This is a genomic window from Citrobacter sp. Cpo089 (assembly GCF_030332695.1).
GTDB classification, from domain to species: Bacteria; Pseudomonadota; Gammaproteobacteria; order Enterobacterales; family Enterobacteriaceae; genus Citrobacter; species Citrobacter portucalensis.
Genome location: NZ_JAOWHJ010000036.1, coordinates 16,122 through 40,889, shown reverse-complemented (window position 1 = coordinate 40,889; position 24,768 = coordinate 16,122). Strand labels below are relative to the sequence as shown.

The window sequence follows — 24,768 nt, the reverse complement described above, 5'->3', positions numbered from 1 at the left end:
TCCTTCGATTAAACTAGTGATAATTAAATTATCAGGCAAATCAATATGAACTCATTTGAGAGAAGGAATAAAATTGTCGACTTGATTAACACGCAAGGCAGCGTACTGGTAATGGACCTTTCGAATACCTTTGGTATTTCTGAAGTAACCATTCGCGCCGACCTACGGTTATTAGAAGAGAAGGGTCTGGTCACCCGTTTTCACGGCGGTGCGGCAAAACCAGGAAGCCATCTGGCTGAAGGTGACAATCAGGAAGTGTTATTAGAAGATCGGTATCAGCTTGCCAGCGATCCCAAAAAACGGATTGCCCAGGCCGCAACGGCAATGGTTGAGGAAGGAATGACCGTAATTCTGGATAGCGGAAGCACCACTTTATTGATTGCTGAAACGCTAAACCGAAAAAGTAATATCACCGTTATTACCAATAGCCTGCCTGCCGCGTTCACGTTATCGGAAAACAAAGACATTACGCTGGTCGTCTGCGGCGGCACTGTGCGCCACAAAACGCATTCAATGCATGGCACTATCGCTGAACGTTCCCTACAAGGAATAAGCGCTGACCTGATGTTCGTGGGCGCTGACGGGATTGATGCTACTAACGGTATTACGACCTTCAACGAAGGTTATTCGATTAGTAGCGTGATGGCGGCGGCAGCACATAAGGTCATTGCCGTACTGGACGCGACAAAATTTAATCGACGTGGTTTTAATCAGGTGCTGCCAATGGAAAAGATTAACTGCGTAATAACCGACGACAGTATCAGCAAACAGGATAAATCAGCGCTGGCCAAAACAGGCGTTGAACTGCTGGTCGTTTAAATTACCCGCCACATCCCCCTTTTGTCGCGCCAACGCGTTGCAGTTTACCTTTTAGCTGCAACGCTTTCAGATAGCGTTCTACGGTCCGGACTGAGATTTCACACTCATTAGCGATACCTTTGGCGGATCTGCTCGGCTGATTCGACAATATTTGTAGAATGCGTTTGTCTATATCCAGTAAATCAGCCGACATTTCTTCCGACAAGGCTGATGGTTTTCCCAATCCCTCCTGCAAAGCAGAGATAAAGAGGAGATGCCCTACCAGCCATCGCAGCCCAATGCCCCATCAACTCACCAATTTCAATGACCTGGATGAGGATCAATGGAGTGACCACGAAAGGCGGTTGGTAGGTGCTCACTTTTACTCTCCCTGCTGTTCCAGCGCGTGCTTATACAACGCATTTTTTTTCACGCCATGGATTTCAGCAGCCAGCGCGGCGGCCTTTTTCAGCGGCAGTTCTGCCTGCAATAAGGCCAACGTACGCAGCGCATCGGCAGGAAGGTCGTCTTCCTGCGCTTTATGCCCTTCGACAATCAGCACCATTTCACCTTTACGACGGTTTTCATCTTCCTTGACCCACGCCAGCAGTTCACCAACCGGTGCACCGTGAATAGTTTCCCAGGTTTTGGTCAGCTCGCGCGCCAGCACCACGTAACGGGATTCGCCCCACACGGCAACCATGTCTTCCAGGCTATCCAGCAAGCGGTGGGTAGATTCATAAAAAATAAGCGTACGCGGCTCGGCCTCAATGGCTTTCATCGCATCACGACGCCCTTTCGATTTGGCAGGCAGAAATCCTTCATAGCAAAAACGGTCTGAAGGCAGGCCCGCAGCGCTCAGGGCTGCAATCGCCGCACAAGGACCAGGCAGGGGAACAACGCGGATCCCCGCTTCGCGACAGGTACGCACCAGATGGTAGCCAGGATCGTTAATCAGCGGCGTTCCGGCATCGGAAACCAGCGCAATGTTTTGTCCTTCTTTGAGCTTCGCGACCAGCGTTTCGGCCTTTTGCTGCTCGTTGTGGTCATGTAGCGCGAACAGACGCGCGTTAATCGCGAAGTGTTGTAACAATAATCCTGTATGACGAGTGTCTTCAGCGGCAATCAAATCAACGGCTTGTAAAACTTCGAGCGCTCGTTGGGTAATATCAGCCAAATTTCCTATAGGAGTAGGTACAATAAAGAGTTGGCCTTGAGAATTATCCGCCGATTCGTGTTGTTTCATTGTGTCGTCCGTATTGCCGATTTAATATTGAGCATTGAGTAAAAAAATATCACTGGATACAGTATGGTACCCTCAACATTTTCTCGTTTGAAAGCCGCACGCGCGCTACCAGTCATTCTGGCAGCACTGATTTTCGCAGGCTGTGGCACCCAGGCGCCAGACCAGAGTGCAGCCCATATGCAGGGCACTGCGCAGGCTGATTCCGGCTTTTATCTGCAACAAATGCAGCAAAGCTCAGATGATAGCAAGACCAACTGGCAATTACTCGCCATTCGTGCACTGCTGAAAGAAGGCAAGAGCCAGCAGGCAATCGAACTGTTTAACCAGCTACCGCAGAAGCTAAGCGATACCCAGCAGCGTGAGCAGTCACTGCTGGCCGTCGAGATTAAGCTCGCGCAGAAAGATGTCGCTGGCGCACAGGCCCTGCTGGATAAGTTAACTCCCGCCGATTTCGATCAAAACCAACAGGCACGCTACTGGCAGGCGCAAATCGACGTCAACCAGGGCCGCCCATCTCTGACGCTGCTGCGCGCCCTGATCGCCCAGGAACCGCTGCTGGCCGCGAATGCTAAGCAGAAAAATATGGACGCCACCTGGCAGGCGCTGTCGTCCATGACCCAGGAGCAAGCTCAGGCGCTGGTCATCAATGCTGATGAAAATGTGCTGCAAGGCTGGCTGGATCTTCAGCGCGTCTGGTTCGATAACCGTAACGATCCGGACATGATGAAAGCCGGTATTGCGGACTGGCAGAAACGTTATCCGCAAAACCCAGGGGCAAAACTGTTACCAACACAGTTGGTTAACGTGCAGAGCTTTAAGCCCGCCTCCACCAGCAAAATCGCCCTGCTGTTACCACTGAACGGTCAGGCCGCTGTATTTGGCCGTACTATTCAGCAAGGCTTTGAAGCTGCGAAAAACATGGGCACTCAACCTGTCGCAGCCCCTGTTGCTGTCGCACCTGCCGCAGTTCCAGCTGCTACGACTACTACGGAACAGCCGCAAACGACTGACGGCGTTGCCAGCCCGTCTCAGGCGTCAGTAAGCGATCTGACCAACGAGACGCCGGCTCAGCCAGAAACACCTGCTGTGCAGCCCGCAGCACCCGCTCAGCCAACAACCGCCAGCGCACCGGCGAATCCGTCCGCTGAGCTGAAAATCTACGACACTTCATCACAGCCGCTGAACCAGATCCTGACTCAGGTTCAGCAGGATGGCGCCAGCATCGTGGTTGGCCCACTGTTGAAGAACAATGTTGAAGAGCTGATGAAAAGCAACACGCCATTGAACGTCCTGGCGCTTAACCAGCCGGAGTCGGTGAAAAATCTGCCGAACGTCTGCTACTTCGCCCTGTCGCCAGAAGATGAAGCGCGCGACGCCGCACGCCACATCCGCGATCAGGGAAAACAGACGCCGCTGTTGTTGATTCCACGGAGTTCATTAGGCGATCGCGTTGCCAACGCCTTTGCACAGGAATGGCAAAAACTGGGTGGCGGCGTGGTATTGCAGCAGAAGTTCGGCTCCACCGCTGAACTTAAAATGGGCGTCAACGGCGGCTCAGGGATTTCCCTGACAGGCAGCCCGGTGGCCTCCTCTGTGCCAGCCCAACCCGGCGTGACGATTGGCGGTCTGACCATCCCGGCAGCACCTACCGATGCGCAAATCACCGGCGGTAGCGGTCGTGTTGATGCCGTGTATATTCTGGCGACGCCGGAAGAAATTGCATTTATTAAGCCGATGATCGCCATGCGCAACGGCAGCCAGAGCGGAGCAACACTGTACGCCAGCTCTCGTAGTGCGCAGGGCACTGCCGGCCCGGATTTCCGTCTGGAGATGGAAGGCTTGCAGTACAGCGAAATTCCGATGCTGGCAGGCGCTAACGCGCCTCTCATGCAGCAGGCGCTTGGCGCGGTTCGTAACGACTACTCGCTGGCGCGTATGTATGCCATGGGTGTCGATGCCTGGTCGCTTGCCAACCACTTTTCGCAAATGCGTCAGGTGCAGGGTTTCGAAATTAACGGTAATACCGGGGCCTTAACCGCAACGCAGGATTGTGTGATTAACAGGAAGTTATCATGGCTCAAATACCAGCAAGGACAAGTCGTCCCCGCCAGTTAACGAGTAAACAGACCGGTGACGCGTGGGAATCCACCGCGCGTGACTGGCTGCTGAGCAAGGGACTGCATTTTATCGCCGCCAACGTGCGTGAACGTGGCGGCGAAATCGACTTGATAATGCGTGAAGGCAACACCACCGTATTTGTTGAGGTTCGCTACCGACGCTCAGCACAGTTCGGCGGTGCGGCGGCGAGTGTGACCCGGAGCAAACAACACAAATTATTACAGACCGCCCGCTTGTGGCTTGCGCGCCACAATGGGAGTTTTGATACTGTGGATTGCCGGTTCGATGTGTTAGCCTTCACCGGAAATGATGTTGAGTGGTTTAAGGACGCGTTCAACGACCGCTCATAGTTGAAGATTCAGAGCCTGGTTCTTAAGGATTAGCGTGTTAGATAGAATTAAAGTCTGCTTTACAGAAAGCATTCAAACTCAGATAGCTGCGGCTGAAGCACTTCCGGATGCAATCTCCCGTGCCGCCATGACGCTGGTTCAGTCCCTGCTCAATGGCAACAAAATTCTCTGTTGTGGTAATGGGACGTCCGCTGCCAACGCACAGCATTTTGCTGCCAGCATGATCAATCGTTTTGAAACAGAACGCCCAAGTTTACCTGCGATTGCACTAAATACTGATAATGTGGTCTTAACTGCGATTGCCAACGATCGCCTGCACGACGAAGTTTATGCAAAACAAGTCCGTGCGCTGGGACATGCAGGTGATGTTCTGCTGGCAATCTCTACGCGTGGTAATAGCCGCGATATCGTAAAAGCCGTTGAAGCCGCCGTGACACGCGACATGACAATCGTCGCGCTGACCGGGTATGACGGAGGGGAACTGGCCGGATTACTGGGGCCACAGGATGTTGAAATCCGTATTCCCTCACACCACAGCGCCCGCGTTCAGGAAATGCACATGCTGACGGTCAACTGCCTTTGCGATCTTATCGATAACACGCTTTTCCCTCACCAGGATGATTAAGGAGTACACATGAAGGCATTTTCGCCGCTTGCTGTGATTATCGCTGCACTGCTGCTGCAAGGCTGTGTCGCTGCCGCCGTTGTTGGAACTGCAGCTGTCGGGACTAAAGCCGCGACGGATCCTCGCAGCGTCGGCACTCAGGTAGATGACGGAACCCTGGAATTACGCGTCAATACGGCGTTGTCGAAAGATGCCCAAATCAAGAAAGAAGCGCGAATCAACGTGAGCGCTTATCAGGGTAAAGTGCTGCTGGTCGGCCAGTCGCCGAATAGCGAACTGTCTGCACGTGCAAAACAGATTGCGATGGGCGTAGAAGGTACGACTGAGGTCTTTAATGAGATCCGTCAGGGCCAGCCAATTGGTCTGGGCGATGCGTCCAACGATACCTGGATAACCACCAAAGTACGTTCCCAGTTACTGACCAGCGATCAGGTGAAATCCTCTAACGTGAAAGTAACGACTGAGAACGGGGAAGTGTTCCTGTTAGGTCTGGTGACCGAGCGTGAAGCGAAGGCGGCGGCGGATATCGCCAGCCGGGTAAGCGGCGTGAAACGCGTCACGACAGCCTTTACGTTTATTAAGTAACACGCCTGTAGATGGCATCTTATCCGGCCTATAGAACGTAATCGTTTGTAGGCCGGATAAGCGTCAGCGCCATCCGGCATTTTTTATTTAGCCCTTTCGCGTAGCTCGGAAGAGGTCAGGATCGAAACCCCTTCATGCCCAGGCGCCAGCGCTTCTGCCAGCATTGCCCGAGCAACATCGCGCGCTTCAATCGACTTCCAGTTACCCGGCAGCAGCCTGAACAACGGCGCTAAAAACATCTCATTCGTCCGCTGCTTGTCCCTATCACCCAGGAGCATTGAAGGCCGGACAATCGTCAGCCGTGGCCAATTCTGCGCGATCAGCGCCTGCTCCATTTCACCTTTCACCCGATTATAAAAAAACGGTGAATTCGCATTGGCGCCCATCGAACTCACTACCAGCATATGCTGGGCGCCTAACCTACGTCCCGTCAGGGCCGTATCTACCACCAGCGTATAGTCAGCATGGATAAACGCCTCTTTGCTGCCCGCTTCACGCCGGGTAGTCCCCAAACAACAAAAGACAATATCGACCGGATCGGTGACCTGCGCCAGAGCATCGGTTAGCTGCGGATCATGGGGGTTATAGATACCAACCGTATCTGCCAGCGGTCGACGCGTTGGTGCCGTGATGGCATTGACCCGGGGTTCATTGAGCAGCATACGCAGCAAATGTCCGCCCACCAGCCCCGTGGCTCCCGTTATTAACACCTGACTCATCGCTTATCTTCCCCAGGGTCTTCAATCACTCTTCTAACTATAGATCACGCAGCCAGTGCATCTTTTTACCGAAGCCCAGCGTGTTGTCCGTAAATTTGACTTCATCCAGTCGAATCTCCCATACGGGCGCTGGCAGCATTCTGGCAACGGGGAAACGGCGGTTGTAGGCTTTACGCGCGTCTTCGCTCTCCTGCCCCTCAAGACGCCGGATTTCCCCTTTAAACTGTACGCCACGAATCAGAGCGACGGTTTTAGGCTGACCGTTTACTGTACCGGCAATCGGCGCGCGGGGTCCGGACATCTGCGCATGACGCGTTTTCTCTTCAGTCAGCACATAGAACACCATCTTCTGCGCATCAAACAGGTAAAACGCATTGGCGCACCACAATTCACCTTCATGGTGTACGCACCAGGTCACGACGTGCTGTTTTGCCAGCCAGCGAGACACCGCAGTCAGTGTTTCCATTTCTGTTCTCTTTTATACTGTAGGCCTGAAAATTATCACGTCGATGGTGACAATGACACCCTGGTATCTGTACCTGATCCGTACCGCTGACAACGCCTTATACACCGGAATAACCACCGATGTGCAGCGCCGCTATAAGCAGCATCAAAGTGGGAAAGGCGCGAAGGCGCTACGCGGAAAGGGGGAACTCACGTTGGCATTTGCGGCGCAGGTTGGCGACCGTTCGCTGGCCCTGCGCCTGGAGTATCGCGTTAAACAGCTCACCAAGCGGCAGAAAGAGCACCTTGTCGAAGGCGAAGGGTTTGAGGCGCTACTAAGCAGCCTGCAAACCCCGGAAGCTTAAAAGCGATTGAAGTGGTCGTGGTATTCCACAAGACCCGTCACGCCTTCCAGCGCATCGTCCGCCAGGCGATGAACCTGGAACGCGCTTTCGGTGCCCGGCCAGCGGCAACGCAGGTCATGATGGGCCGCCAGCTCAAAGCCAAAGCGGCTGTACAGGGCCGGATCCCCCAGCGTAACCACAGCTGCGTAGCCAAACTCGTTCAGTGAATCGAGTCCTTCATAGACAAGCTGACGCGCCAGGCCCTGCCCCCGGTAGTTTTCATCCACCGCGAGCGGCGCCATGCCGACCCATTGCAGATCTTCACCCTGAACATCGACTGGGCTGAACGCGACGTAACCCACTACCTGACCTTCGTCATCGGTAGCAACCAGACCCAGCGTTAAGAAACCATCTTCACGCAGGTCGTGCACTAATTTCGCTTCCGCATCGCTCTCAAATGAACGGCGCAGCAGCGCATCAATACCTGGGGCATCAATGGGAATTTCAACTCGAATCAGCATGGCTCACCTACCGAGGTCTGTTTGGTTTCTGGCGACGTTTTCATCCCCGCCTCAACAAAATCTGCCAACTGCATCAACATGACGCGCAACGCTTTAGGCATCTGCTCCAGTTCGATGGCATCCATCAGATTTTTTACGTATAGCCCTAATTCTGTATCACCTTCAATCACCAGACGACGCTGGAAGAAAAGCGTATCCGGATCCTGCTTGCGGGCCACGATCATCAGCAGATCGCTGGCATCGGCGCTAAAACTCACATCCGCATCTGCATTCTGGCTGACGATAAGTTTATCGTTCTCAACAGAGGTATACCATTTGAGGTCAATGTCACGCACATGAATGCTCAGCCAGCGACCTTCGAGAAACTCCAGCTCCCCATCGGCCAGCGCCTGACTAAACTGCCAGCTCAGGACCTGCTCCAGAACCTGGCGCTTCAGCGCAAAGGGCGTCAGTTTAACTGGTACACTCATCAGAGAAGGACCAAATTGTACTAAGCGTGAACGCAGTTTATCCAACACGAGCTTTACTCCCTGTTTCAATAGTCCTGCTATTTTGCCATATCAAATAAACGACATAGCGGCATAAATCAACAATTCGATGCGAAATTGTTACCTCTTTATTGGTGTCACCAATACGACTTTAACTGCCTCAAATCAAAAATTGTCTCAGCAAGGTTAACTAAAATCCCCATTCGTTAACATTTCTGCGCCCATCACGGCGCAACGTTCAGGATAAATTATGGAGCTGCTCTGCCCTGCCGGAAACCTACCGGCGCTTAAGGCGGCCATCGAGAACGGCGCTGATGCTGTCTACATCGGGCTGAAAGATGATACCAACGCCCGTCATTTCGCCGGCCTTAATTTTACCGAGAAAAAATTGCAGGAAGCGGTGAGTTTTGTCCATCAGCACCGCCGTAAGCTGCACATTGCGATTAACACCTTTGCGCACCCGGATGGTTACGCGCGCTGGCAACGTGCCGTGGATATGGCAGCACAACTCGGTGCAGATGCGCTGATCCTTGCCGACCTCGCCATGCTTGAGTATGCCGCAGAGCGCTACCCGCATATTGAGCGCCATGTCTCTGTTCAGGCATCTGCAACCAATGAAGAGGCAATTAATTTCTATCATCGCAACTTTGACGTCGCCCGTGTGGTACTGCCGCGCGTGCTGTCTATTCATCAGGTGAAACAGCTTGCTCGCGTCACGCCAGTTCCCCTGGAAGTGTTCGCCTTCGGTAGCCTGTGCATTATGGCGGAAGGCCGTTGCTATCTTTCATCCTATCTGACGGGTGAGTCTCCTAACACGGTTGGTGCCTGCTCGCCTGCCCGTTTTGTCCGCTGGCAACAGACCCAACAAGGGCTGGAATCCCGTCTTAATGAAGTGCTGATCGACCGCTACCAGGACGGAGAAAACGCCGGTTATCCGACGCTATGTAAAGGTCGCTATCTGGTTGACGGCGAGCGTTATCATGCGCTGGAAGAACCCACCAGCCTGAACACGCTGGAGCTGCTGCCGGAACTGCTGGCAGCCAATATTGCTTCGGTGAAAATCGAAGGACGTCAGCGCAGCCCGGCCTATGTCAGTCAGGTGGCGAAAGTGTGGCGTCAGGCGATCGACCGCTGTATGGCCGACCCGCAAAACTACGTCCCGCAGGCCGCGTGGATGGAAACGCTCGGTTCAATGTCCGAAGGCACACAGACCACGCTTGGCGCGTATCACCGTAAATGGCAGTGAGAGAAGCAATGAAATATTCCTTAGGGCCGGTGCTGTGGTACTGGCCGAAAGAAACGCTGGAAGATTTTTATCAGCAGGCTGCCGTAAGCCAGGCCGACGTTATCTATCTTGGTGAAGCGGTATGCAGTAAACGCCGCGCCACCAAAGTGGGCGACTGGCTCGATATGGCGAAATCGCTCGCTGGCAGCGGTAAACAAGTTGTGCTGTCAACACTGGCGCTGGTGCAGGCCTCTTCTGAACTGGGAGAGCTGAAGCGCTATGTCGAAAACGGTGACTTCCTGCTGGAAGCCAGCGATCTCGGGGTGGTAAACATGTGCGCCGAGCGTAAGCTGCCGTTTGTCGCCGGGCATGCGCTCAACTGCTACAACGCGGTTACCCTGCGTATGCTGCTCAAACAAGGCATGGTGCGCTGGTGTATGCCGGTAGAGCTTTCCCGCGACTGGCTGGCAAACCTGCTCAACCAGTGTGATGAGCTGGGTATTCGCAATCAGTTTGAAGTTGAGGTGCTAAGCTACGGGCATCTGCCGCTGGCGTACTCTGCCCGCTGCTTTACCGCACGCTCTGAAGACCGTCCAAAAGACGAGTGTGAAACCTGCTGCATAAAATACCCGAACGGGCGCAATGTGCTGTCGCAGGAGAATCAGCAGGTCTTTGTCCTCAACGGGATCCAGACCATGAGCGGCTATGTTTACAACCTCGGCAACGAACTGACATCGATGCAGGGGCTGGTTGATATTGTGCGTCTGTCCCCTTCAGGCACTGAAACATTCGCCATGCTCGACGCCTTCCGCGCCAATGAAAATGGCAGTGCCCCATTACCGCTTGCTGCCCACAGTGACTGTAACGGCTACTGGAAGCGACTGGCTGGACTGGAGCTGCAGGACTAGCCGGATACGGCATAAATGCCTTATCGGGCCTACAAATAGCGATCCCGTAGGCCCGATAAGCGCAGCGCCATCGGGCATGTTATATTCGGTACCCGCCGTATAAAGCTCACTTTGTTAACAACATTCGCTAATCTTTAATGCAGTATTAAAAGATTAACCGGTAACAAAGTGAGCCGTTATGACTGACAAAACTATTCCGTTCTCGGTGCTGGATCTGGCGCCGATCCCTGAAGGATCCTCGGCAAAAGAGGCCTTCACACACTCGCTTGATCTCGCTCAACTGGCCGAAAAACGCGGTTACCACCGCTATTGGCTGGCGGAACATCACAACATGACCGGCATCGCCAGCGCCGCTACCTCAGTGTTGATTGGTTATCTGGCTGCTAATACCACCACGCTGCATCTCGGATCTGGCGGCGTGATGCTGCCTAACCATTCGCCGCTGGTGATCGCCGAGCAGTTCGGTACCCTGAATACGCTGTATCCGGGACGAATCGATCTCGGGCTTGGTCGCGCACCGGGCAGCGATCAGCCAACCATGCGCGCACTGCGCCGCCATATGAGCGGTGATATCGATAACTTCCCACGCGACGTCGCTGAACTGGTGGACTGGTTCGACGCCCGCGATCCTAACCCCCATGTACGTCCGGTTCCCGGCTACGGCGAGCAGATCCCCGTCTGGTTATTAGGCTCCAGCCTGTACAGCGCACAACTGGCGGCCCAGCTTGGTCTGCCGTTTGCCTTCGCCTCGCACTTTGCTCCGGATATGCTGCACCAGGCACTGCATCTGTATCGCAGCCAATTCAAGCCCTCAGCGCGTCTGGCAAAACCGTATGCGATGGTGTGCATCAACATTATTGCCGCCGACAGCAATCGCGACGCCGAGTTTCTTTTCACCTCCATGCAGCAGGCATTTGTGAAGCTGCGTCGTGGCGAAACCGGCCAGCTACCGCCGCCGGTAGAGAATATGCATCAGCTGTGGTCCGCTTCTGAGCAGTACGGCGTACAACAGGCGCTGAGCATGTCGCTGGTCGGTGATAAGGCAAAAGTGCGACATGGTCTCGACGCCATTTTGCGTGAAACCCAGGCTGATGAGATTATGGTTAACGGCCAGATTTTTGATCATCAGGCACGTCTACATTCGTTTGATTTGGCGATGGATGTGAAGCAGGAATTATTGGGATAGTACTATTTGTGCCGGATGGCGGCTACGCCTTATCCGGCCTACACGGTGATGTAGGCCCGGTAAGCGTAGCACCACCGGGCAACGGTTTTACTGATAAACCGGTAACAAATTAACGCTCGACAGAATATGGATAACCGCGTTGCCGATACCGAATACCAGGATCAGCGCAATCATCGGCTTACCGCCCCAGACACGGAATTTCGGGCTACCGAAACGCTCGCGAGATTTACGGGCCAGCAGCGCCGGAACAATGGCGGCCCAGATGGTTGCCGCGAGTCCTGCATAGCCAATGGCGTACAGGAAACCATTCGGCCATAGCAAGCCACCGATAATTGGCGGGACAAACGTCAGCAATGCCGTTTTGAAACGTCCCATTGCCGAGTCATCAAAGCCAAACAGATCCGCCAGATAGTCAAACAGACCGAGCGTAACACCGAGGAATGAACTCGCCACCGCAAAGTTGGAGAACACCACCAGCAGCAGATCCAGACTGCGGCTATTTAACACACCGCTCAGCGCCTGTACCAGCACATCAATGTTACCGCCTTGCTGTGCAATACCAATAAATTCCGGACGCGGGATATTACCCATCGTCCCCAGTAACCACACGGTATACAGCACCAGCGCCAGCAGCGTGCCGTAAACCAGACACTTAACGATGGTCTTCGGATCTTTGCCGTAGTACTTCATCAGGCTCGGGACATTGCCGTGATAGCCGAATGAGGCCAGACAGAACGGCAGCGTCATCAGCAGGTACGGCGTATACGAAGCGTTGCTTTCCGCCACGTTAAACAACGTTGTGGGCTGAACGTGCCCTAATAAACTGCCGAAAGTCAGGAAAAAGGTAATTACCTTCGCACCCAGCACAATCGCCGTCATGCGGCTCACCGCTTTGGTGCTTAACCACACCACAAACGCCACCAGCAGCGCAAAACCAAGACCTGCCGCACGTGCAGGAACGTTCAACGACATCTCCGAGAAGGTGTGGTGCAGGATTGATCCGCTCGCCGAGATATACGCGTAGGTCAGAATATAGAGAACGAAAGCAATCGAGATGCCGTTCACCACGTTCCAGCCTTTGCCCAGCAGATCTTTCGTGATGGTGTCAAAACTGGAGCCAATGCGGTAATTGAGGTTAGCTTCAAGGATCATCAGCCCGGAGTGCAGCATACAGAACCAGGTAAAGATCAGCGCCGCCATTGACCAGAAGAACCACGCCCCGGACATGACCACTGGCAGAGAAAACATCCCCGCGCCAATAATGGTGCCGCCGATGATCACCACGCCGCCGAGCAGCGAAGGTGACGTTTGGGTGGTGGTTAGTGTTGCCATTTAGCCATCTCTCCAGTCATTTATATTGTGACTACATCTCAATGCGCTGCACTGTACCAGTACACGAGTACAATTGAAATAAAAAAAGCCCCGATTGTTGAGATCGGGGCCGTATATTTTACTTTACAGCTATAAAGCTAAAAGGCTTATGCATCACCGCCGAAACGACGACGACCAGCAGAGTCATCACGACGCGGAGCAGAAGAATCGTCACGACGCGGACCACGGTTGCCTTCACGACGTTCGCCGCTGAAACGACGACCATCGCCACGACCGCCTTCACGACGTTCGCCGCTAAAGTTACGACCTTCACCGCGACCGCCTTCACGACGCTCACCGCTGAAACGGCCACCGCCACGACGCTCACCACCGGTGTGCGGAACTGCATCGCCAACCAGCTGCATGTTCATCGGCTTGTTCAGGATGCGAGTACGGGTAAAGTGCTGCAGTACGTCGCCCGGCATACCTTTCGGCAGTTCGATGGTGGAGTGGGAAGCAAACAGCTTGATGTTACCGATGTAACGGCTGCTGATATCACCTTCGTTAGCAATCGCACCAACGATATGACGAACTTCAACACCGTCATCACGGCCCACTTCAATGCGGTACAGCTGCATGTCACCAACGTCACGACGTTCACGACGCGGACGGTCTTCACCACCACGGTCATTACGGTCACGAGGGCCACGATCGTTACGGTCACGCGGACCACGGTCATCACGGTCGCGGAATTCGCGTTTCGGACGCATCGGCGCATCTGGCGGCAGGATCAGAGGACGTTCGCCCTGAGCCATTTTCAGCAGTGCAGCTGCCAGCGTTTCGATATCCAGCTCTTCTTCCGGCTGCATTTTCGCCAGCAGAGCACGGTACTGATCCAGATCGCTACTTTCCAGCTGCTGCTGTACTTTAGCGGCGAATTTTTCCAGACGGCGTTTGCCCAGCAGATCTGCGTTCGGCAGTTCTACTTCCGGAATAGTCAGCTTCATGGTGCGTTCGATGTTACGCAGCAGACGACGCTCGCGGTTCTCAACGAACAGCAGCGCACGACCCGCACGACCCGCACGACCGGTACGGCCGATACGGTGAACGTAAGACTCGGAATCCATCGGGATGTCGTAGTTGACAACCAGGCTGATACGCTCAACGTCCAGGCCACGGGCCGCAACGTCGGTGGCAATCAGAATATCCAGACGACCATCTTTCAGACGCTCCAGAGTCTGCTCACGCAGGGACTGGTTCATGTCGCCGTTCAGTGCAGCGCTGCTATAACCGCTACGCTCCAGCGCTTCTGCTACTTCCAGGGTCGCATTTTTGGTACGAACGAAGATAATCGCCGCATCAAAATCTTCTGCTTCCAGGAAACGCACCAGCGCTTCATTTTTACGCATGCCCCACACAGTCCAGTAGCTCTGGCTGATGTCAGGACGGGTAGTAACGCTGGACTGAATACGTACCTCCTGCGGCTCTTTCATAAAGCGGCGGGTAATACGACGAATCGCTTCCGGCATGGTTGCAGAGAACAGAGCGGTCTGATGACCTTCCGGGATCTGCGCCATGATGGTTTCAACGTCTTCGATGAAGCCCATACGCAGCATTTCGTCAGCTTCGTCCAGTACCAGACCGCTCAGTTTGGAGAGGTCCAGAGTACCGCGCTTCAGGTGATCCAGCAGACGGCCCGGCGTACCGACGACGATCTGTGGCCCCTGACGCAGGGCACGTAATTGCACGTCATAACGCTGGCCGCCGTACAGGGCAACCACGTTCACGCCGCGCATGTGTTTAGAGAAATCCGTCATGGCTTCTGCTACCTGAACCGCCAGTTCGCGGGTCGGTGCCAGCACCAGAATCTGAGGTGCCTTCAGCTCAGGATCAAGATTGTTGAGCAGCGGTAAAGAGAACGCTGCAGTTTTGCCGCTGCCTGTCTGGGCCATACCCAGAACATCGCGGCCGCCCAGCAGATGCGGAATGCACTCTGCCTGGATTGGAGATGGTTTTTCGTAACCCAGATCGTTAAGGGCTTCAAGGATAGGAGCCTTCAGGCCCAGATCTGCAAAAGTGGTTTCGAATTCAGCCATGTAGTACGTGTGCCTCAAAATTAATGGCGGCCAGTCTACATAACTCATCATGAAATTGATCTGCAATTTTCATTGAAAAGTGTGAACCGGCTCAAAGTAGGTGTATTAACGAACAACAACGCCCTCACCCGTGAAGGTGATGGCAATCAAAAAAGATTACGGGCTGATGTGTACGTCAGCTATTGCTGGTCCGATTCTGCCAGGTCATCTTGGTCCTGGCCCAGGAGCGATAATTCCAACAATGCGTATCGGTGCTCAACAAAGTTATGAACGTTGTTAGCCACCGCCAGTTTGAACAATGCCGTAGCGTTGTCCAAATCCCCCAGACTTAGGTAGTACTTACCTAAATAGAAGTTGGTTTCACTGAGATGCTCAGCGAGCGAGGTGTTATCCGTTGCGTCCGCCTTCAGGCGTTCCATCAGCGTTGCTTCGCTAATGTTGCCCAGGTAGAACTCGACAATGTTCCATCCCCATTGCTCTTTATCCGATTTCTCAAAGCGTTGCTTCAACGCTTCTTTAGCCTGCTTCTCATCGAGCTTCTGCTCGGCAAGATAAAGCCACAGACTACGGAAAGGATCATTGGGATCGTCTTGATAAAACGCTAGCAGATCATCTTGCGCTAACTTGTCGCGACCGCCGTAATACAATGCGATACCGCGATTTAAGTGCGCGTAGTTGTAAGTTGGATCAAGCTCAAGTACAGAATCAAACGCTTCATAGGCAGCATCAAAATTGCCTGCCTGCGTTAAATATATACCTAAGTAATTGAATACTTCAGGCATATCTGGTCGGATTGCCAGCGCTTGTGAAAAATCATTTCGCGCCAGTGCCCTCAGACCGAGACTATCATACAACACTCCGCGCTCATATAAAAGCTGTGCGCGTTCGTCATCGGTTAAAGCCCGACTGGCAAGAATTTGTTCCATACGTGCCAGAATCACTTCCTGCTGCAAAGTCGGTTGCAATGGTACTGCGAGGACTTCACTCTTTCGCCAGGCGGAATTACTGCATCCAGCCAGCGTGAGTGCTGTCGCAACGAAACACCAGCGCAAAAAAGGCTTCATTTCCCACTCCCGAAGACAACGATTGAATGAACGTCCAGGTTCCCCGGTTGCTAACAAGGCATCCTGCCGGGTTAAAGGCCCTCCGCTTTCACGGAGGGCAATGGCAACCTTACTCGCCCTGGCTTGCCGGAGCTTCCGGTTCGCCTGCAGGCTGAGACTGCTCAGTTGCTTCTTTAATGCTCAGACGTACACGGCCCTGGCGATCAACTTCCAGAACTTTGACCGGTACTTCCTGGCCCATCTGCAGGTAGTCGGTCACTTTCTCTACGCGCTTGTCAGCGATCTGAGAGATGTGTACCAGACCTTCTTTACCGCCACCGATGGCAACGAACGCGCCAAAGTCAACGATACGGGTCACTTTACCATTGTAGATACGGCCAACTTCGATCTCTGCGGTGATCTCTTCGATACGACGGATAGCATATTTCGCTTTCTCACCGTCGGTCGCAGCAATCTTCACGGTACCATCATCTTCGATTTCAATGGTGGTGCCGGTTTCTTCGGTCAGAGCACGGATAACAGAACCGCCTTTACCGATAACATCTTTGATCTTGTCCGGGCTGATCTTGATGGTGTGGATACGCGGAGCGAACTGAGAAATATCGCCGCGCGGAGCGTTGATCGCTTGTTCCATCACACCCAGGATGTGCAGACGCGCACCTTTAGCCTGGTTCAGAGCAACCTGCATGATTTCTTTGGTGATACCTTCAATTTTGATATCCATCTGCAGTGCAGAGATACCGTCGCGGGAACCCGCCACTTTGAAGTCCATATCGCCCAGGTGGTCTTCGTCGCCCAGGATGTCAGACAGAACAACAAAGTTGTCGCCTTCTTTCACCAGACCCATCGCGATACCCGCAACGGCGGCTTTGATCGGCACACCTGCGTCCATCAGCGCCAGGGAAGCACCACATACGGAAGCCATGGAAGAAGAACCGTTAGATTCGGTGATTTCAGAAACCACACGCACGGTGTACGGGAATTTATCCAGTTCCGGCATTACTGCCAGTACGCCACGCTTCGCCAGACGGCCGTGACCAATCTCACGACGCTTCGGAGAACCGACCATACCGGTTTCACCTACGCAGTACGGAGGGAAGTTGTAGTGGAACAGGAAGTTGTCAGTACGCTCGCCCATCAGTTCGTCGAGGTTCTGCGCATCACGCGTGGTGCCCAGGGTCGCAGTAACCAGCGCCTGAGTTTCGCCACGGGTGAACAGTGCGGAACCGTGGGTACGCGGCAGAACGCCAGTACGCACGTCCAGGCCACGGATCATGTCTTTTTCACGGCCATCGATGCGCGGCTCGCCTGCCAGTACGCGGCTACGAACAACGTTTTTCTCGATAGCGTGCAGGATTTCACCCAGTTCGTTAGCGTCCAGGGTTTCGTCTTCAGCCACCAGAGTCGCGATGGTTTCAGATTTGATCACGTCAACCTGAGCATAACGCTCTTGTTTGTCAGTGATACGGTAAGCATCGCTCAGACGAGCTTCTGCCAGTGCGGCAACGCGCGCGTTCAGCGCTTCGTTGACGGCTTCTGGCTGCCAGTCCCAACGCGGTTTGCCAGCTTCTTTCGCCAGCTCGTTGATCGCCTGAATCACAACCTGCTGCTGTTCGTGACCGAACACAACAGCGCCCAGCATCTGATCTTCGCTCAGCAGTTCAGCTTCGGATTCAACCATCAGTACGGCTGCTTCAGTACCTGCAACAACCAGGTCCAGCTTGCTTTCTTTCAGTTCGTCCTGAGTCGGGTTCAGTACGTACTGGTCATTGATGTAACCAACACGTGCAGCACCGATCGGGCCGTTGAATGGGATACCAGACAGCGTCAGCGCAGCAGATGCACCAATCATTGCCACGATGTCCGGGTTAACCTGCGGGTTAACGGAAACAACGGTCGCGATAACCTGAACTTCGTTAACGAAGCCTTCCGGGAACAGCGGGCGAACCGGGCGGTCAATCAGACGCGCGATCAGGGTTTCGCCTTCGCTCGGACGGCCTTCACGACGGAAGAAGCTACCCGGGATACGTCCAGCAGCGTAGGTACGCTCCTGATAGTTAACGGTCAGCGGGAAAAAGTCCTGGCCTGGTTTCGCTTTTTTCTGACCAACAACGGTAACGAATACCGCGGTGTCATCCATGCTAACCATAACAGCGGCAGTCGCCTGACGCGCCATCATGCCGGTTTCCAGCGTAACGGTATGCTGACCGTACTGGAATTTACGAACGATCGGATTAAGCAAAATAATATCCTTTCTCTATTTTTTGACGGCACATTTTTGCGCCATCGTTAATACCCGATCTTCTGCGCATCCTCGCGACTAATGACAACCCTAACCCATAAGCATGAGTAAAGCCTCTCATTAGCCGCGCGAACCTCTGCAACGGAAGATCATTCATAGCAACAATACATTAGTTTCCAGCGAATTGCTGCCATCTGCTGGAAAAAAGGGGCCATGAAGGCCCCCTCTTTCTGAAACTCGAAAGAATTAGCGACGCAGGCCCAGACGCTCGATCAGCGCGGTGTAACGTGCAACATCTTTACGTTTCAGGTAGTCGAGCAGTTTACGACGCTGAGAAACCATGCGCAGCAGACCACGACGGCTGTGGTGATCTTTTTTGTGCTCTGCAAAGTGGCCCTGCAGGTGGTTAATCTGTGCAGTCAACAGAGCAACCTGAACATCGGTAGAACCGGTGTCGTTTGCATCACGACCAAACTCAGAAACGATTTTAGCGGTAGCTTCAGTACTTAGAGACATTTTAAAACTCCAAAGTGATAAGAATGAAAGGATGCCGATCTCTAATTCAGCTATCCCAGTGTATACACTTTATCCTTCAAACTGACTCTGCGTTGGCTGCGTCCGCTCACCTCAGTCACTTACCTAAGTAAGCTCCTGAGGATTCTCAGACTTGCCGCCTTGATGCAGCTCGAATGATTTTGTGTATACGCCACGCAGATTGTTAAACAATTTACGCGACGTTAAGCGGCAGTATTCTACTCGCAGCGCCCTTTTATCGCAAGACAGAGAGCGCTATGCAGGATACTCAACCACCAGGCGGCGGGGGGCGACACGACCTTCATCGTCCATCTCCCCCATGCCAATAAACTTGCCGTCATCGCCTTCCGTCACGCGTACCAGCCCTTCCAGCGGGGCGCCTGTCGTCCGTACCGGATTACCATTTTTAAAGTAAACCGACGATGTTAAAGGCAAATTAACAACAGGATAGTCCGATGCCGGACTGTCCATTGGCATCAGCAAAGGATCAAGCAGCTGAGCCGCCGGAATTTTCTGCTGTTCTGCCTGTTCGACCAGCTCACGCAGGTGTTCCAGCGTGACCATACGATCCACCGGATACTTGCTGACCGTCAGACGACGCAGATACGTTACGTGCGCGCCGCAGCCCAGCTTCTCACCGAGATCGTCAACGATGGTACGAATATAGGTGCCTTTGGAGCAGTGAACTTCCAGCTCCAGTTCGTTACCTTCGTGACGGATAAACAGCAGCTCATAGACGGTAATCGGGCGCGCTTCACGCGGCACTTCAATGCCCTGACGCGCATATTCGTACAGCTTCTTACCCTGATACTTCAGCGCCGAATACATCGACGGAATCTGCTCGATATCGCCGCGGAAAGTCTCCAGCGCGCTCGCCAGTTGTTCTGCGGTGAAGGTTACCGGACGCTCCTGCACGATCTGCCCATCGGCATCGGAAGTGTCAGTACGCTGGCCCAGACGGGCAACCACGCGATAGCGTTTGTCAGAATCCAGCAAATACTGTGAAAACTTTGTCGCTTCACCGAGGCAGATAGGCAGCATACCTGTCGCCAGCGGATCCAACGCGCCGGTATGTCCCGCGCGGTTGGCATTGTAGATGCGCTTTACTTTTTGCAGCACGTCATTGCTGGACATGCCCTGCGGCTTATCCAGCAGCAGGACACCGTGAATATCGCGACCACGACGACGAGGACGACTCATCAGTCCTCCTTGCTGTCGTCCGCTGGGTTCACACGACGCTCATCGTCATGTTTCACCACGCTGGTCACCAGGTTGGACATGCGCATCCCTTCAACCAACGAGTTGTCGTAGAAGAAGGTCAGCTCAGGCACGATACGCAGACGCATTGCTTTACCCAGCAGAGAACGGATAAAACCAGAGGCTTCCTGCAGTGCCTTAATGCCGTTTTTCACAGCAGCTTCGTCCTGATCGTTGAGGAAAGTCACGAATACTTTGGCATATGCCAGATCACGGGACATCTCAACACCCGATACGGTGGTCATCATGCCAACACGCGGGTCTTTGATTTCGCGTTGCAGGATGAGTGCGATTTCTTTCTGCATCTCCTGCGCGACACGCTGTGGGCGACCAAATTCTTTCGCCATAATAAATTCTCCAGACAAAAAAGGGGCATTCAGCCCCTTTTGAAAATAATTCGGTGATTAGGCTGTAGGCCTGATAAGCGTAGAGCCATCAGGCATTACATTGCCGGATGTCGGCGTAAACGCCTTATCCGGCCTACACCCGAACAACCTTAAGCAATTGTACGTTTGATCTCGATGATCTCGAACACTTCGATCATATCGCCTACGCGAACGTCGTTGTAGTTCTTAACGCCGATACCACATTCCATACCGTTACGGACTTCGTTAACGTCATCTTTGAAGCGGCGCAGGGATTCCAGCTCGCCTTCATAGATAACCACGTTGTCACGCAGTACGCGGATTGGGTTGTGACGTTTAATCGTGCCTTCGGTAACCATACAGCCTGCGATAGCGCCGAATTTCGGTGATTTGAACACATCACGAACTTCAGCCAGACCAATGATCTGCTGTTTCAGCTCCGGAGACAGCATGCCGCTCATCGCAGCTTTCACTTCGTCGATCAGATGATAGATGACGGAGTAGTAACGCAGATCCAGGCTTTCTGATTCGATAACTTTACGTGCAGAGGCATCAGCACGTACGTTGAAGCCAACCAGAATCGCGTTGGATGCCGCAGCCAGGGTCGCGTCGGTTTCGGTGATACCACCTACGCCAGAACCGATGATCTTCACTTTTACTTCGTCGGTAGACAGTTTCAGTAAAGAGTCGGAAATCGCTTCTACAGAACCCTGTACGTCAGCCTTCAGCACGATGTTCACTTCGTGAACTTCGCCTTCGGTCATGTTGGCGAACATGTTCTCAAGTTTAGATTTCTGCTGACGAGCCAGTTTAACTTCACGGAATTTGCCCTGACGGTACAGTGCAACTTCACGCGCTTTCTTCTCGTCACGAACAACAGTAACTTCGTCACCCGCAGCCGGAACACCGGACAGACCGAGGATTTCCACCGGAATGGACGGACCTGCTTCCAGTACTTCCTGACCCAGTTCGTTACGCATCGCACGAACGCGGCCGTATTCGAAACCACACAGAACGATATCGCCCTTGTTCAGGGTACCTTCGCGAACCAGGACGGTAGCAACCGGGCCACGACCTTTATCCAGGAAGGATTCGATAACCGCACCGCTCGCCATACCTTTACGCACAGCTTTCAGTTCCAGAACTTCGGCCTGCAGCAGGATAGCATCCAGCAGTTCGTCGATACCGGTACCCGCTTTCGCAGAAACGTGAACGAACTGGCTCTCGCCGCCCCACTCTTCCGGCATGATGCCGTACTGGGACAGTTCGTTTTTAACGCGATCTGGATCCGCTTCCGGTTTATCGATTTTGTTGACTGCAACAACTACCGGCACACCTGCCGCTTTCGCGTGCTGGATAGCTTCGATAGTCTGCGGCATCACGCCGTCGTCTGCTGCAACAACCAGAACAACGATATCCGTTGCCTGAGCACCACGAGCACGCATGGAGGTAAACGCGGCGTGACCCGGGGTGTCCAGGAAGGTGATCATACCGTTGTCAGTTTCAACGTGGTACGCACCGATGTGCTGAGTAATGCCGCCCGCTTCGCCAGAGGCCACTTTCGTTGAACGAATGTAGTCCAGCAGAGACGTTTTACCGTGGTCAACGTGACCCATGATGGTCACTACCGGTGCGCGCGGTTCAGCCGCAGCGCCGGTGTCACGGTCGCTCATTACTGCTTCTTCCAGCTCGTTTTCACGACGCAGGATAACTTTGTGGCCCATCTCTTCGGCAACCAGCTGTGCGGTTTCCTGGTCGATGACCTGGTTGATGGTCGCCATTGCGCCCAGTTTCATCATCGCTTTGATGACCTGAGAGCCTTTGACCGCCATCTTGTTCGCCAGATCGCCAACGGTGATGGTTTCGCCGATCACAACGTCACGGTTAACGGCCTGAGCTGGCTTCTGGAAGCCCTGCTGCAGAGCGGAACCTTTACGCTGCTTACCGCCTTTACCCCCGCGAACCGCTGCACGTGCTTCTTCACGGTCAGCTTTAGATTCAGCGTGTTTGTTACCTTTTTTCGCCGGACGCGCTGCTTTAGTGCTGCGAGTACGACCACGACCGCCTTCAACTTCACGATCGTTCTCGTCTTCAGCCTGGCGAGCATGCTGAGAGGTGGTGACGTGATAATCACTGGTGTCTTCGACAGGTTCAGCGTTATTCACACCATTTCTCTCGTTTTCTTCCGCCATACGGCGAGCTTCTTCCGCTACGCGGCGCGCTTCTTCTTCAAGCTTGCGACGTGCTTCTTCTTCCGCTTTACGCTTCAGTTCTGCGGCTTCATTTTCACGGCGGGCTTTTTCGGCCTGGGCGGTTTTAGTCATATCGTCGGTCTGTTGATTGCTCACTTTGTCTTTTTCCGCAGCTTCACGTTTCGCTTTATCAGCGGCTTCACGCTTAGCTTGTTCTGCGGCCTCACGTTCGGCTTTTTGTTGCGCCTCGCGTTTGGCAGCTTCTTCTGCCTCACGACGGGCTTGCTCTTCCGCTTCACGCTGCGCCTGCTCTTCCGCGGCAAGGCGTTCAGCCTCTTGCGGATCGCGTTTCACAAAGGTGCGTGTCTTGCGGACTTCGATTTGTACCGATTTGCTTTTTCCACCGGTACCTGGAATATTGAGAGTACTGCGCGTTTTACGCTGCAATGTCAACTTATCCGGCGCTGAGCCGTTTTCACGGTTCAAATGCGCCAGTAAGGTTTGTTTCTCTTGTGCGGACACAGAGTCGTCAGCAGACTTCGGAATACCGGCATCAGCAAATTGCTGTACCAGGCGATCTACGGAAGTCTGTATCTCTGCAGCCAGCGTTTTTACGGTTACATCTGTCATACTGTTCCTTCCTGCTACAGTTTATTACGCTTCGTCGCCGAACCAGCAAATATTACGGGCAGCCATAATCAGCTCACCGGCTTTTTCGTCGGTCAACCCTTCGATATCAGCCAGATCATCAATGCCCTGTTCAGCGAGATCTTCCAGCGTACAAACACCACGGGCCGCCAGTTTGAAGGCCATCTCACGATCCAATCCTTCCAGATTCAGCAGATCGTCAGCCGGTTTGTTATCACCGAGGCTTTCTTCCTGGGCCAGTGCCAGAGTGGTCAGTGCGTTTTTAGCACGCTCGCGCAGCGCTTCAACGGTCTGTTCATCCAGGCCGTCAATTTCCAGCAGTTCTTTCATTGGCACGTAGGCCAGTTCTTCCAGCGTCGCAAAACCTTCTTCCACCAGAACGGTCGCGAAATCTTCATCGATATCGAGATATTTGGTGAAGGTATCGATGGCTGCATGTGCTTCAGCCTGATGCTTCGCTTGCAGGTCATCAACGGTCATCACGTTGAGTTCCCAACCGCTCAGTTGTGAAGCCAGGCGGACGTTCTGACCATTACGTCCAATCGCCTGAGCCAGGTTACCGGCTTCAACCGCGATATCCATGGTGTGTTTGTCTTCATCCACCACGATAGAAGCGACGTCTGCTGGTGCCATTGCGTTAATCACGAACTGCGCCGGGTTATCATCCCACAGGACGATATCGATACGCTCGCCGCCCAGTTCGGTAGAAACCGCCTGAACGCGCGCACCGCGCATACCAACACAGGCGCCGACCGGATCAATACGCTTGTCGTTGGTCTTAACGGCGATTTTCGCACGCGATCCCGGATCGCGAGCAGCCGCTTTAATTTCGATAACTTCTTCGCCGATTTCCGGCACTTCAATGCGGAACAGCTCAATCAGCATTTCCGGCTTGGAACGGGTTACGAACAGCTGCGCACCGCGCGCTTCCGGGCGAACTGAGTACAGAACACCACGAATACGGTCACCAGGGCGGAAGTTTTCACGCGGCAGCATGTCTTCACGCAGGATCACAGCTTCAGCATTGCTGCCCAGATCCAGTGAAATGTTGTCGCGGTTTACTTTCTTCACCACACCGGTGACGATTTCGCCTTCATGTTCGCGGAACTGATCAACAACCATTGCGCGTTCAGCTTCACGTACTTTCTGTACGATAACCTGCTTCGCGGTCTGGGTAGTGATACGGTCAAAGGTGACAGATTCAATCTGATCTTCAACATATTCGCCCACGTTCAGACTTTCGTCTTCGAAGCGTGCCGCTTCCAGCGTAATTTCTTTGGTCGGCTGAGTAACTTCTTCTACGATTACCCAACGACGGAAGGTATCGAAATCACCGCTTTTACGATCGATTTCTACGCGAACGTCGATCTCTTGCTCATATTTTTTCTTTGTTGCTGTAGCCAGCGCACTTTCCAGCGCTTCAAAAATTTTCTCGCGTGGCAGCGCTTTTTCGTTGGATACGGCTTCAACAACAGCCAAAATTTCTTTGTTCATCGCGGGCT

General features: G+C 53.6%; 25 protein-coding genes and 1 pseudogene. 9 read left to right on the top strand and 17 right to left on the bottom strand.

The features are described from left to right. Window positions 1–45 precede the first annotated feature (45 nt). The gene (locus OGX92_RS05915) at window positions 46–819 is read left to right on the top strand and encodes a DeoR/GlpR family DNA-binding transcription regulator (protein WP_286586318.1); all 774 of its coding nucleotides are present in this window, start codon (window positions 46–48) and stop codon (window positions 817–819) included. A gap of 1 nt (window position 820) precedes the next feature. On the opposite strand, the gene OGX92_RS05910 is transcribed toward OGX92_RS05915, so the two are convergent. From OGX92_RS05910 to rsmI, 3 genes and pseudogenes are all read right to left on the bottom strand, one after another. Beyond that, complete coding sequence (locus OGX92_RS05910) at window positions 821–1,012, bottom strand: winged helix-turn-helix transcriptional regulator (protein ID WP_232018034.1); 192 nt, start codon at window positions 1,010–1,012, stop codon at window positions 821–823. A gap of 52 nt (window positions 1,013–1,064) precedes the next feature. Next, window positions 1,065–1,178: pseudogene (locus OGX92_RS23560) on the bottom strand (Fic family protein); the annotation flags it as partial. Window positions 1,179–1,180: 2 nt separating this feature from the next. Next, a complete protein-coding gene (gene rsmI / locus OGX92_RS05900; RefSeq protein ID WP_003024942.1) occupies window positions 1,181–2,044 on the bottom strand; it encodes a 16S rRNA (cytidine(1402)-2'-O)-methyltransferase in 864 nt (287 codons plus the stop codon). A gap of 63 nt (window positions 2,045–2,107) precedes the next feature. On the opposite strand from rsmI, the gene OGX92_RS05895 reads away from it, so the two are divergent. Genes OGX92_RS05895 through dolP form a run of 4 tightly spaced genes read left to right on the top strand, consistent with a single transcriptional unit; the run spans window position 2,108 to window position 5,722 of the window. Further along, on the top strand, window positions 2,108–4,159 hold the full coding sequence (locus OGX92_RS05895; RefSeq protein ID WP_197385473.1) for a penicillin-binding protein activator: 2,052 nt from the start codon (window positions 2,108–2,110) through the stop codon (window positions 4,157–4,159). Next, window positions 4,117–4,512 carry a YraN family protein gene (locus tag OGX92_RS05890; protein WP_003828625.1) on the top strand — a complete coding sequence of 132 codons (396 nt, stop codon included), beginning with the start codon at window positions 4,117–4,119 and terminating at the stop codon, window positions 4,510–4,512. The genes OGX92_RS05895 and OGX92_RS05890 overlap by 43 nt, the downstream gene beginning before the upstream one ends. A 34-nt stretch (window positions 4,513–4,546) precedes the next feature. After that, a complete protein-coding gene (gene diaA, locus OGX92_RS05885) occupies window positions 4,547–5,137 on the top strand; it encodes a DnaA initiator-associating protein DiaA (RefSeq protein WP_003024948.1) in 591 nt (196 codons plus the stop codon). A gap of 9 nt (window positions 5,138–5,146) precedes the next feature. Then, window positions 5,147–5,722: a division/outer membrane stress-associated lipid-binding lipoprotein gene (gene dolP / locus OGX92_RS05880; RefSeq protein ID WP_003024954.1), complete on the top strand. Its 576-nt coding sequence runs from the start codon at window positions 5,147–5,149 to the stop codon at window positions 5,720–5,722. Between the two features lie 83 nt (window positions 5,723–5,805). On the opposite strand, the gene OGX92_RS05875 is transcribed toward dolP, so the two are convergent. Further along, window positions 5,806–6,441, bottom strand: a complete 636-nt coding sequence (locus tag OGX92_RS05875; protein ID WP_003828632.1) for an NAD(P)H-binding protein — start codon at window positions 6,439–6,441, stop codon at window positions 5,806–5,808. Window positions 6,442–6,478: 37 nt separating this feature from the next. Continuing rightward, window positions 6,479–6,907: a YhbP family protein gene (locus OGX92_RS05870; protein WP_003828634.1), complete on the bottom strand. Its 429-nt coding sequence runs from the start codon at window positions 6,905–6,907 to the stop codon at window positions 6,479–6,481. A 52-nt stretch (window positions 6,908–6,959) separates the two neighbouring features. On the opposite strand from OGX92_RS05870, the gene OGX92_RS05865 reads away from it, so the two are divergent. Next, on the top strand, window positions 6,960–7,250 hold the full coding sequence (locus OGX92_RS05865) for a GIY-YIG nuclease family protein (RefSeq protein ID WP_148361425.1): 291 nt from the start codon (window positions 6,960–6,962) through the stop codon (window positions 7,248–7,250). Here OGX92_RS05865 and OGX92_RS05860 read toward each other — a convergent pair. Next, window positions 7,247–7,750 (bottom strand): GNAT family N-acetyltransferase, encoded by a 504-nt coding sequence (locus OGX92_RS05860; protein WP_003024966.1) that lies wholly within the window; start codon window positions 7,748–7,750, stop codon window positions 7,247–7,249. The genes OGX92_RS05865 and OGX92_RS05860 overlap by 4 nt on opposite strands. Beyond that, on the bottom strand, window positions 7,744–8,268 hold the full coding sequence (gene ubiT / locus OGX92_RS05855) for a ubiquinone anaerobic biosynthesis accessory factor UbiT (RefSeq protein ID WP_003828637.1): 525 nt from the start codon (window positions 8,266–8,268) through the stop codon (window positions 7,744–7,746). Before ubiT ends, OGX92_RS05860 begins: the two co-directional genes overlap by 7 nt. A 220-nt stretch (window positions 8,269–8,488) precedes the next feature. Here ubiT and ubiU point away from each other — a divergent pair, with 220 nt between their 5' ends. From ubiU to OGX92_RS05840, 3 genes are all read left to right on the top strand, one after another. Beyond that, a complete protein-coding gene (ubiU, locus tag OGX92_RS05850; protein WP_003024971.1) occupies window positions 8,489–9,484 on the top strand; it encodes a ubiquinone anaerobic biosynthesis protein UbiU in 996 nt (331 codons plus the stop codon). An 8-nt stretch (window positions 9,485–9,492) separates the two neighbouring features. After that, a complete protein-coding gene (locus OGX92_RS05845; RefSeq protein WP_412098584.1) occupies window positions 9,493–10,371 on the top strand; it encodes a U32 family peptidase in 879 nt (292 codons plus the stop codon). A gap of 178 nt (window positions 10,372–10,549) precedes the next feature. Next, window positions 10,550–11,557 (top strand): luciferase-like monooxygenase, encoded by a 1,008-nt coding sequence (locus tag OGX92_RS05840; protein ID WP_003828640.1) that lies wholly within the window; start codon window positions 10,550–10,552, stop codon window positions 11,555–11,557. An 87-nt stretch (window positions 11,558–11,644) separates the two neighbouring features. On the opposite strand, the gene mtr is transcribed toward OGX92_RS05840, so the two are convergent. The 10 genes from mtr to nusA form a co-directional block, all read right to left on the bottom strand. After that, window positions 11,645–12,889 (bottom strand): tryptophan permease, encoded by a 1,245-nt coding sequence (gene mtr / locus OGX92_RS05835; RefSeq protein ID WP_003828642.1) that lies wholly within the window; start codon window positions 12,887–12,889, stop codon window positions 11,645–11,647. 146 nt (window positions 12,890–13,035) lie between these two features. Beyond that, a complete protein-coding gene (locus OGX92_RS05830; RefSeq protein ID WP_003828643.1) occupies window positions 13,036–14,964 on the bottom strand; it encodes a DEAD/DEAH family ATP-dependent RNA helicase in 1,929 nt (642 codons plus the stop codon). Beyond that, the gene (yrbN, locus tag OGX92_RS05825) at window positions 14,957–15,037 is read right to left on the bottom strand and encodes a protein YrbN (RefSeq protein ID WP_010723222.1); all 81 of its coding nucleotides are present in this window, start codon (window positions 15,035–15,037) and stop codon (window positions 14,957–14,959) included. Before yrbN ends, OGX92_RS05830 begins: the two co-directional genes overlap by 8 nt. 106 nt (window positions 15,038–15,143) lie before the next feature. Further along, complete coding sequence (gene nlpI / locus OGX92_RS05820) at window positions 15,144–16,028, bottom strand: lipoprotein NlpI (RefSeq protein ID WP_003024982.1); 885 nt, start codon at window positions 16,026–16,028, stop codon at window positions 15,144–15,146. A 109-nt stretch (window positions 16,029–16,137) separates the two neighbouring features. After that, complete coding sequence (gene pnp, locus OGX92_RS05815; RefSeq protein ID WP_008785911.1) at window positions 16,138–18,270, bottom strand: polyribonucleotide nucleotidyltransferase; 2,133 nt, start codon at window positions 18,268–18,270, stop codon at window positions 16,138–16,140. Window positions 18,271–18,516: 246 nt separating this feature from the next. Continuing rightward, on the bottom strand, window positions 18,517–18,786 hold the full coding sequence (gene rpsO, locus OGX92_RS05810; RefSeq protein WP_000059465.1) for a 30S ribosomal protein S15: 270 nt from the start codon (window positions 18,784–18,786) through the stop codon (window positions 18,517–18,519). A gap of 273 nt (window positions 18,787–19,059) precedes the next feature. Continuing rightward, on the bottom strand, window positions 19,060–20,004 hold the full coding sequence (gene truB / locus OGX92_RS05805) for a tRNA pseudouridine(55) synthase TruB (protein WP_149335562.1): 945 nt from the start codon (window positions 20,002–20,004) through the stop codon (window positions 19,060–19,062). Then, window positions 20,004–20,408, bottom strand: a complete 405-nt coding sequence (gene rbfA / locus OGX92_RS05800) for a 30S ribosome-binding factor RbfA (protein WP_003024988.1) — start codon at window positions 20,406–20,408, stop codon at window positions 20,004–20,006. The genes truB and rbfA overlap by 1 nt, the downstream gene beginning before the upstream one ends. 149 nt (window positions 20,409–20,557) lie before the next feature. Next, window positions 20,558–23,248, bottom strand: coding sequence for a translation initiation factor IF-2 (gene infB, locus OGX92_RS05795; RefSeq protein ID WP_286586317.1), 2,691 nt, complete (start codon window positions 23,246–23,248; stop codon window positions 20,558–20,560). Window positions 23,249–23,272: 24 nt separating this feature from the next. After that, the gene (nusA, locus tag OGX92_RS05790; protein WP_003024992.1) at window positions 23,273–24,760 is read right to left on the bottom strand and encodes a transcription termination factor NusA; all 1,488 of its coding nucleotides are present in this window, start codon (window positions 24,758–24,760) and stop codon (window positions 23,273–23,275) included. Between the last annotated feature and the right edge of the window lie 8 nt (window positions 24,761–24,768).

Bases quoted from the DNA above. Each gene is read 5' to 3' on its own strand.
- OGX92_RS05845 (WP_412098584.1), top strand. From the start codon at position 9,493: ATGAAATATTCCTTAGGGCCGGTGCTGTGGTACTGGCCGAAAGAAACG.
- truB (WP_149335562.1), bottom strand. From the start codon at position 20,004: ATGAGTCGTCCTCGTCGTCGTGGTCGCGATATTCACGGTGTCCTGCTG.
- OGX92_RS05840 (WP_003828640.1), top strand. From the start codon at position 10,550: ATGACTGACAAAACTATTCCGTTCTCGGTGCTGGATCTGGCGCCGATC.
- OGX92_RS05870 (WP_003828634.1), bottom strand. From the start codon at position 6,907: ATGGAAACACTGACTGCGGTGTCTCGCTGGCTGGCAAAACAGCACGTC.
- mtr (WP_003828642.1), bottom strand. From the start codon at position 12,889: ATGGCAACACTAACCACCACCCAAACGTCACCTTCGCTGCTCGGCGGC.
- rbfA (WP_003024988.1), bottom strand. From the start codon at position 20,408: ATGGCGAAAGAATTTGGTCGCCCACAGCGTGTCGCGCAGGAGATGCAG.
- OGX92_RS05895 (WP_197385473.1), top strand. From the start codon at position 2,108: ATGGTACCCTCAACATTTTCTCGTTTGAAAGCCGCACGCGCGCTACCA.
- OGX92_RS05830 (WP_003828643.1), bottom strand. From the start codon at position 14,964: ATGGCTGAATTCGAAACCACTTTTGCAGATCTGGGCCTGAAGGCTCCT.
- OGX92_RS05875 (WP_003828632.1), bottom strand. From the start codon at position 6,441: ATGAGTCAGGTGTTAATAACGGGAGCCACGGGGCTGGTGGGCGGACAT.
- rsmI (WP_003024942.1), bottom strand. From the start codon at position 2,044: ATGAAACAACACGAATCGGCGGATAATTCTCAAGGCCAACTCTTTATT.
- dolP (WP_003024954.1), top strand. From the start codon at position 5,147: ATGAAGGCATTTTCGCCGCTTGCTGTGATTATCGCTGCACTGCTGCTG.
- ubiU (WP_003024971.1), top strand. From the start codon at position 8,489: ATGGAGCTGCTCTGCCCTGCCGGAAACCTACCGGCGCTTAAGGCGGCC.
- nlpI (WP_003024982.1), bottom strand. From the start codon at position 16,028: ATGAAGCCTTTTTTGCGCTGGTGTTTCGTTGCGACAGCACTCACGCTG.
- infB (WP_286586317.1), bottom strand. From the start codon at position 23,248: ATGACAGATGTAACCGTAAAAACGCTGGCTGCAGAGATACAGACTTCC.
- nusA (WP_003024992.1), bottom strand. From the start codon at position 24,760: ATGAACAAAGAAATTTTGGCTGTTGTTGAAGCCGTATCCAACGAAAAA.
- OGX92_RS05860 (WP_003024966.1), bottom strand. From the start codon at position 7,750: ATGCTGATTCGAGTTGAAATTCCCATTGATGCCCCAGGTATTGATGCG.
- rpsO (WP_000059465.1), bottom strand. From the start codon at position 18,786: ATGTCTCTAAGTACTGAAGCTACCGCTAAAATCGTTTCTGAGTTTGGT.
- OGX92_RS05865 (WP_148361425.1), top strand. From the start codon at position 6,960: ATGACACCCTGGTATCTGTACCTGATCCGTACCGCTGACAACGCCTTA.
- OGX92_RS05915 (WP_286586318.1), top strand. From the start codon at position 46: ATGAACTCATTTGAGAGAAGGAATAAAATTGTCGACTTGATTAACACG.
- OGX92_RS05890 (WP_003828625.1), top strand. From the start codon at position 4,117: ATGGCTCAAATACCAGCAAGGACAAGTCGTCCCCGCCAGTTAACGAGT.
- yrbN (WP_010723222.1), bottom strand. From the start codon at position 15,037: ATGAAAATTGCAGATCAATTTCATGATGAGTTATGTAGACTGGCCGCC.
- OGX92_RS05910 (WP_232018034.1), bottom strand. From the start codon at position 1,012: ATGTCGGCTGATTTACTGGATATAGACAAACGCATTCTACAAATATTG.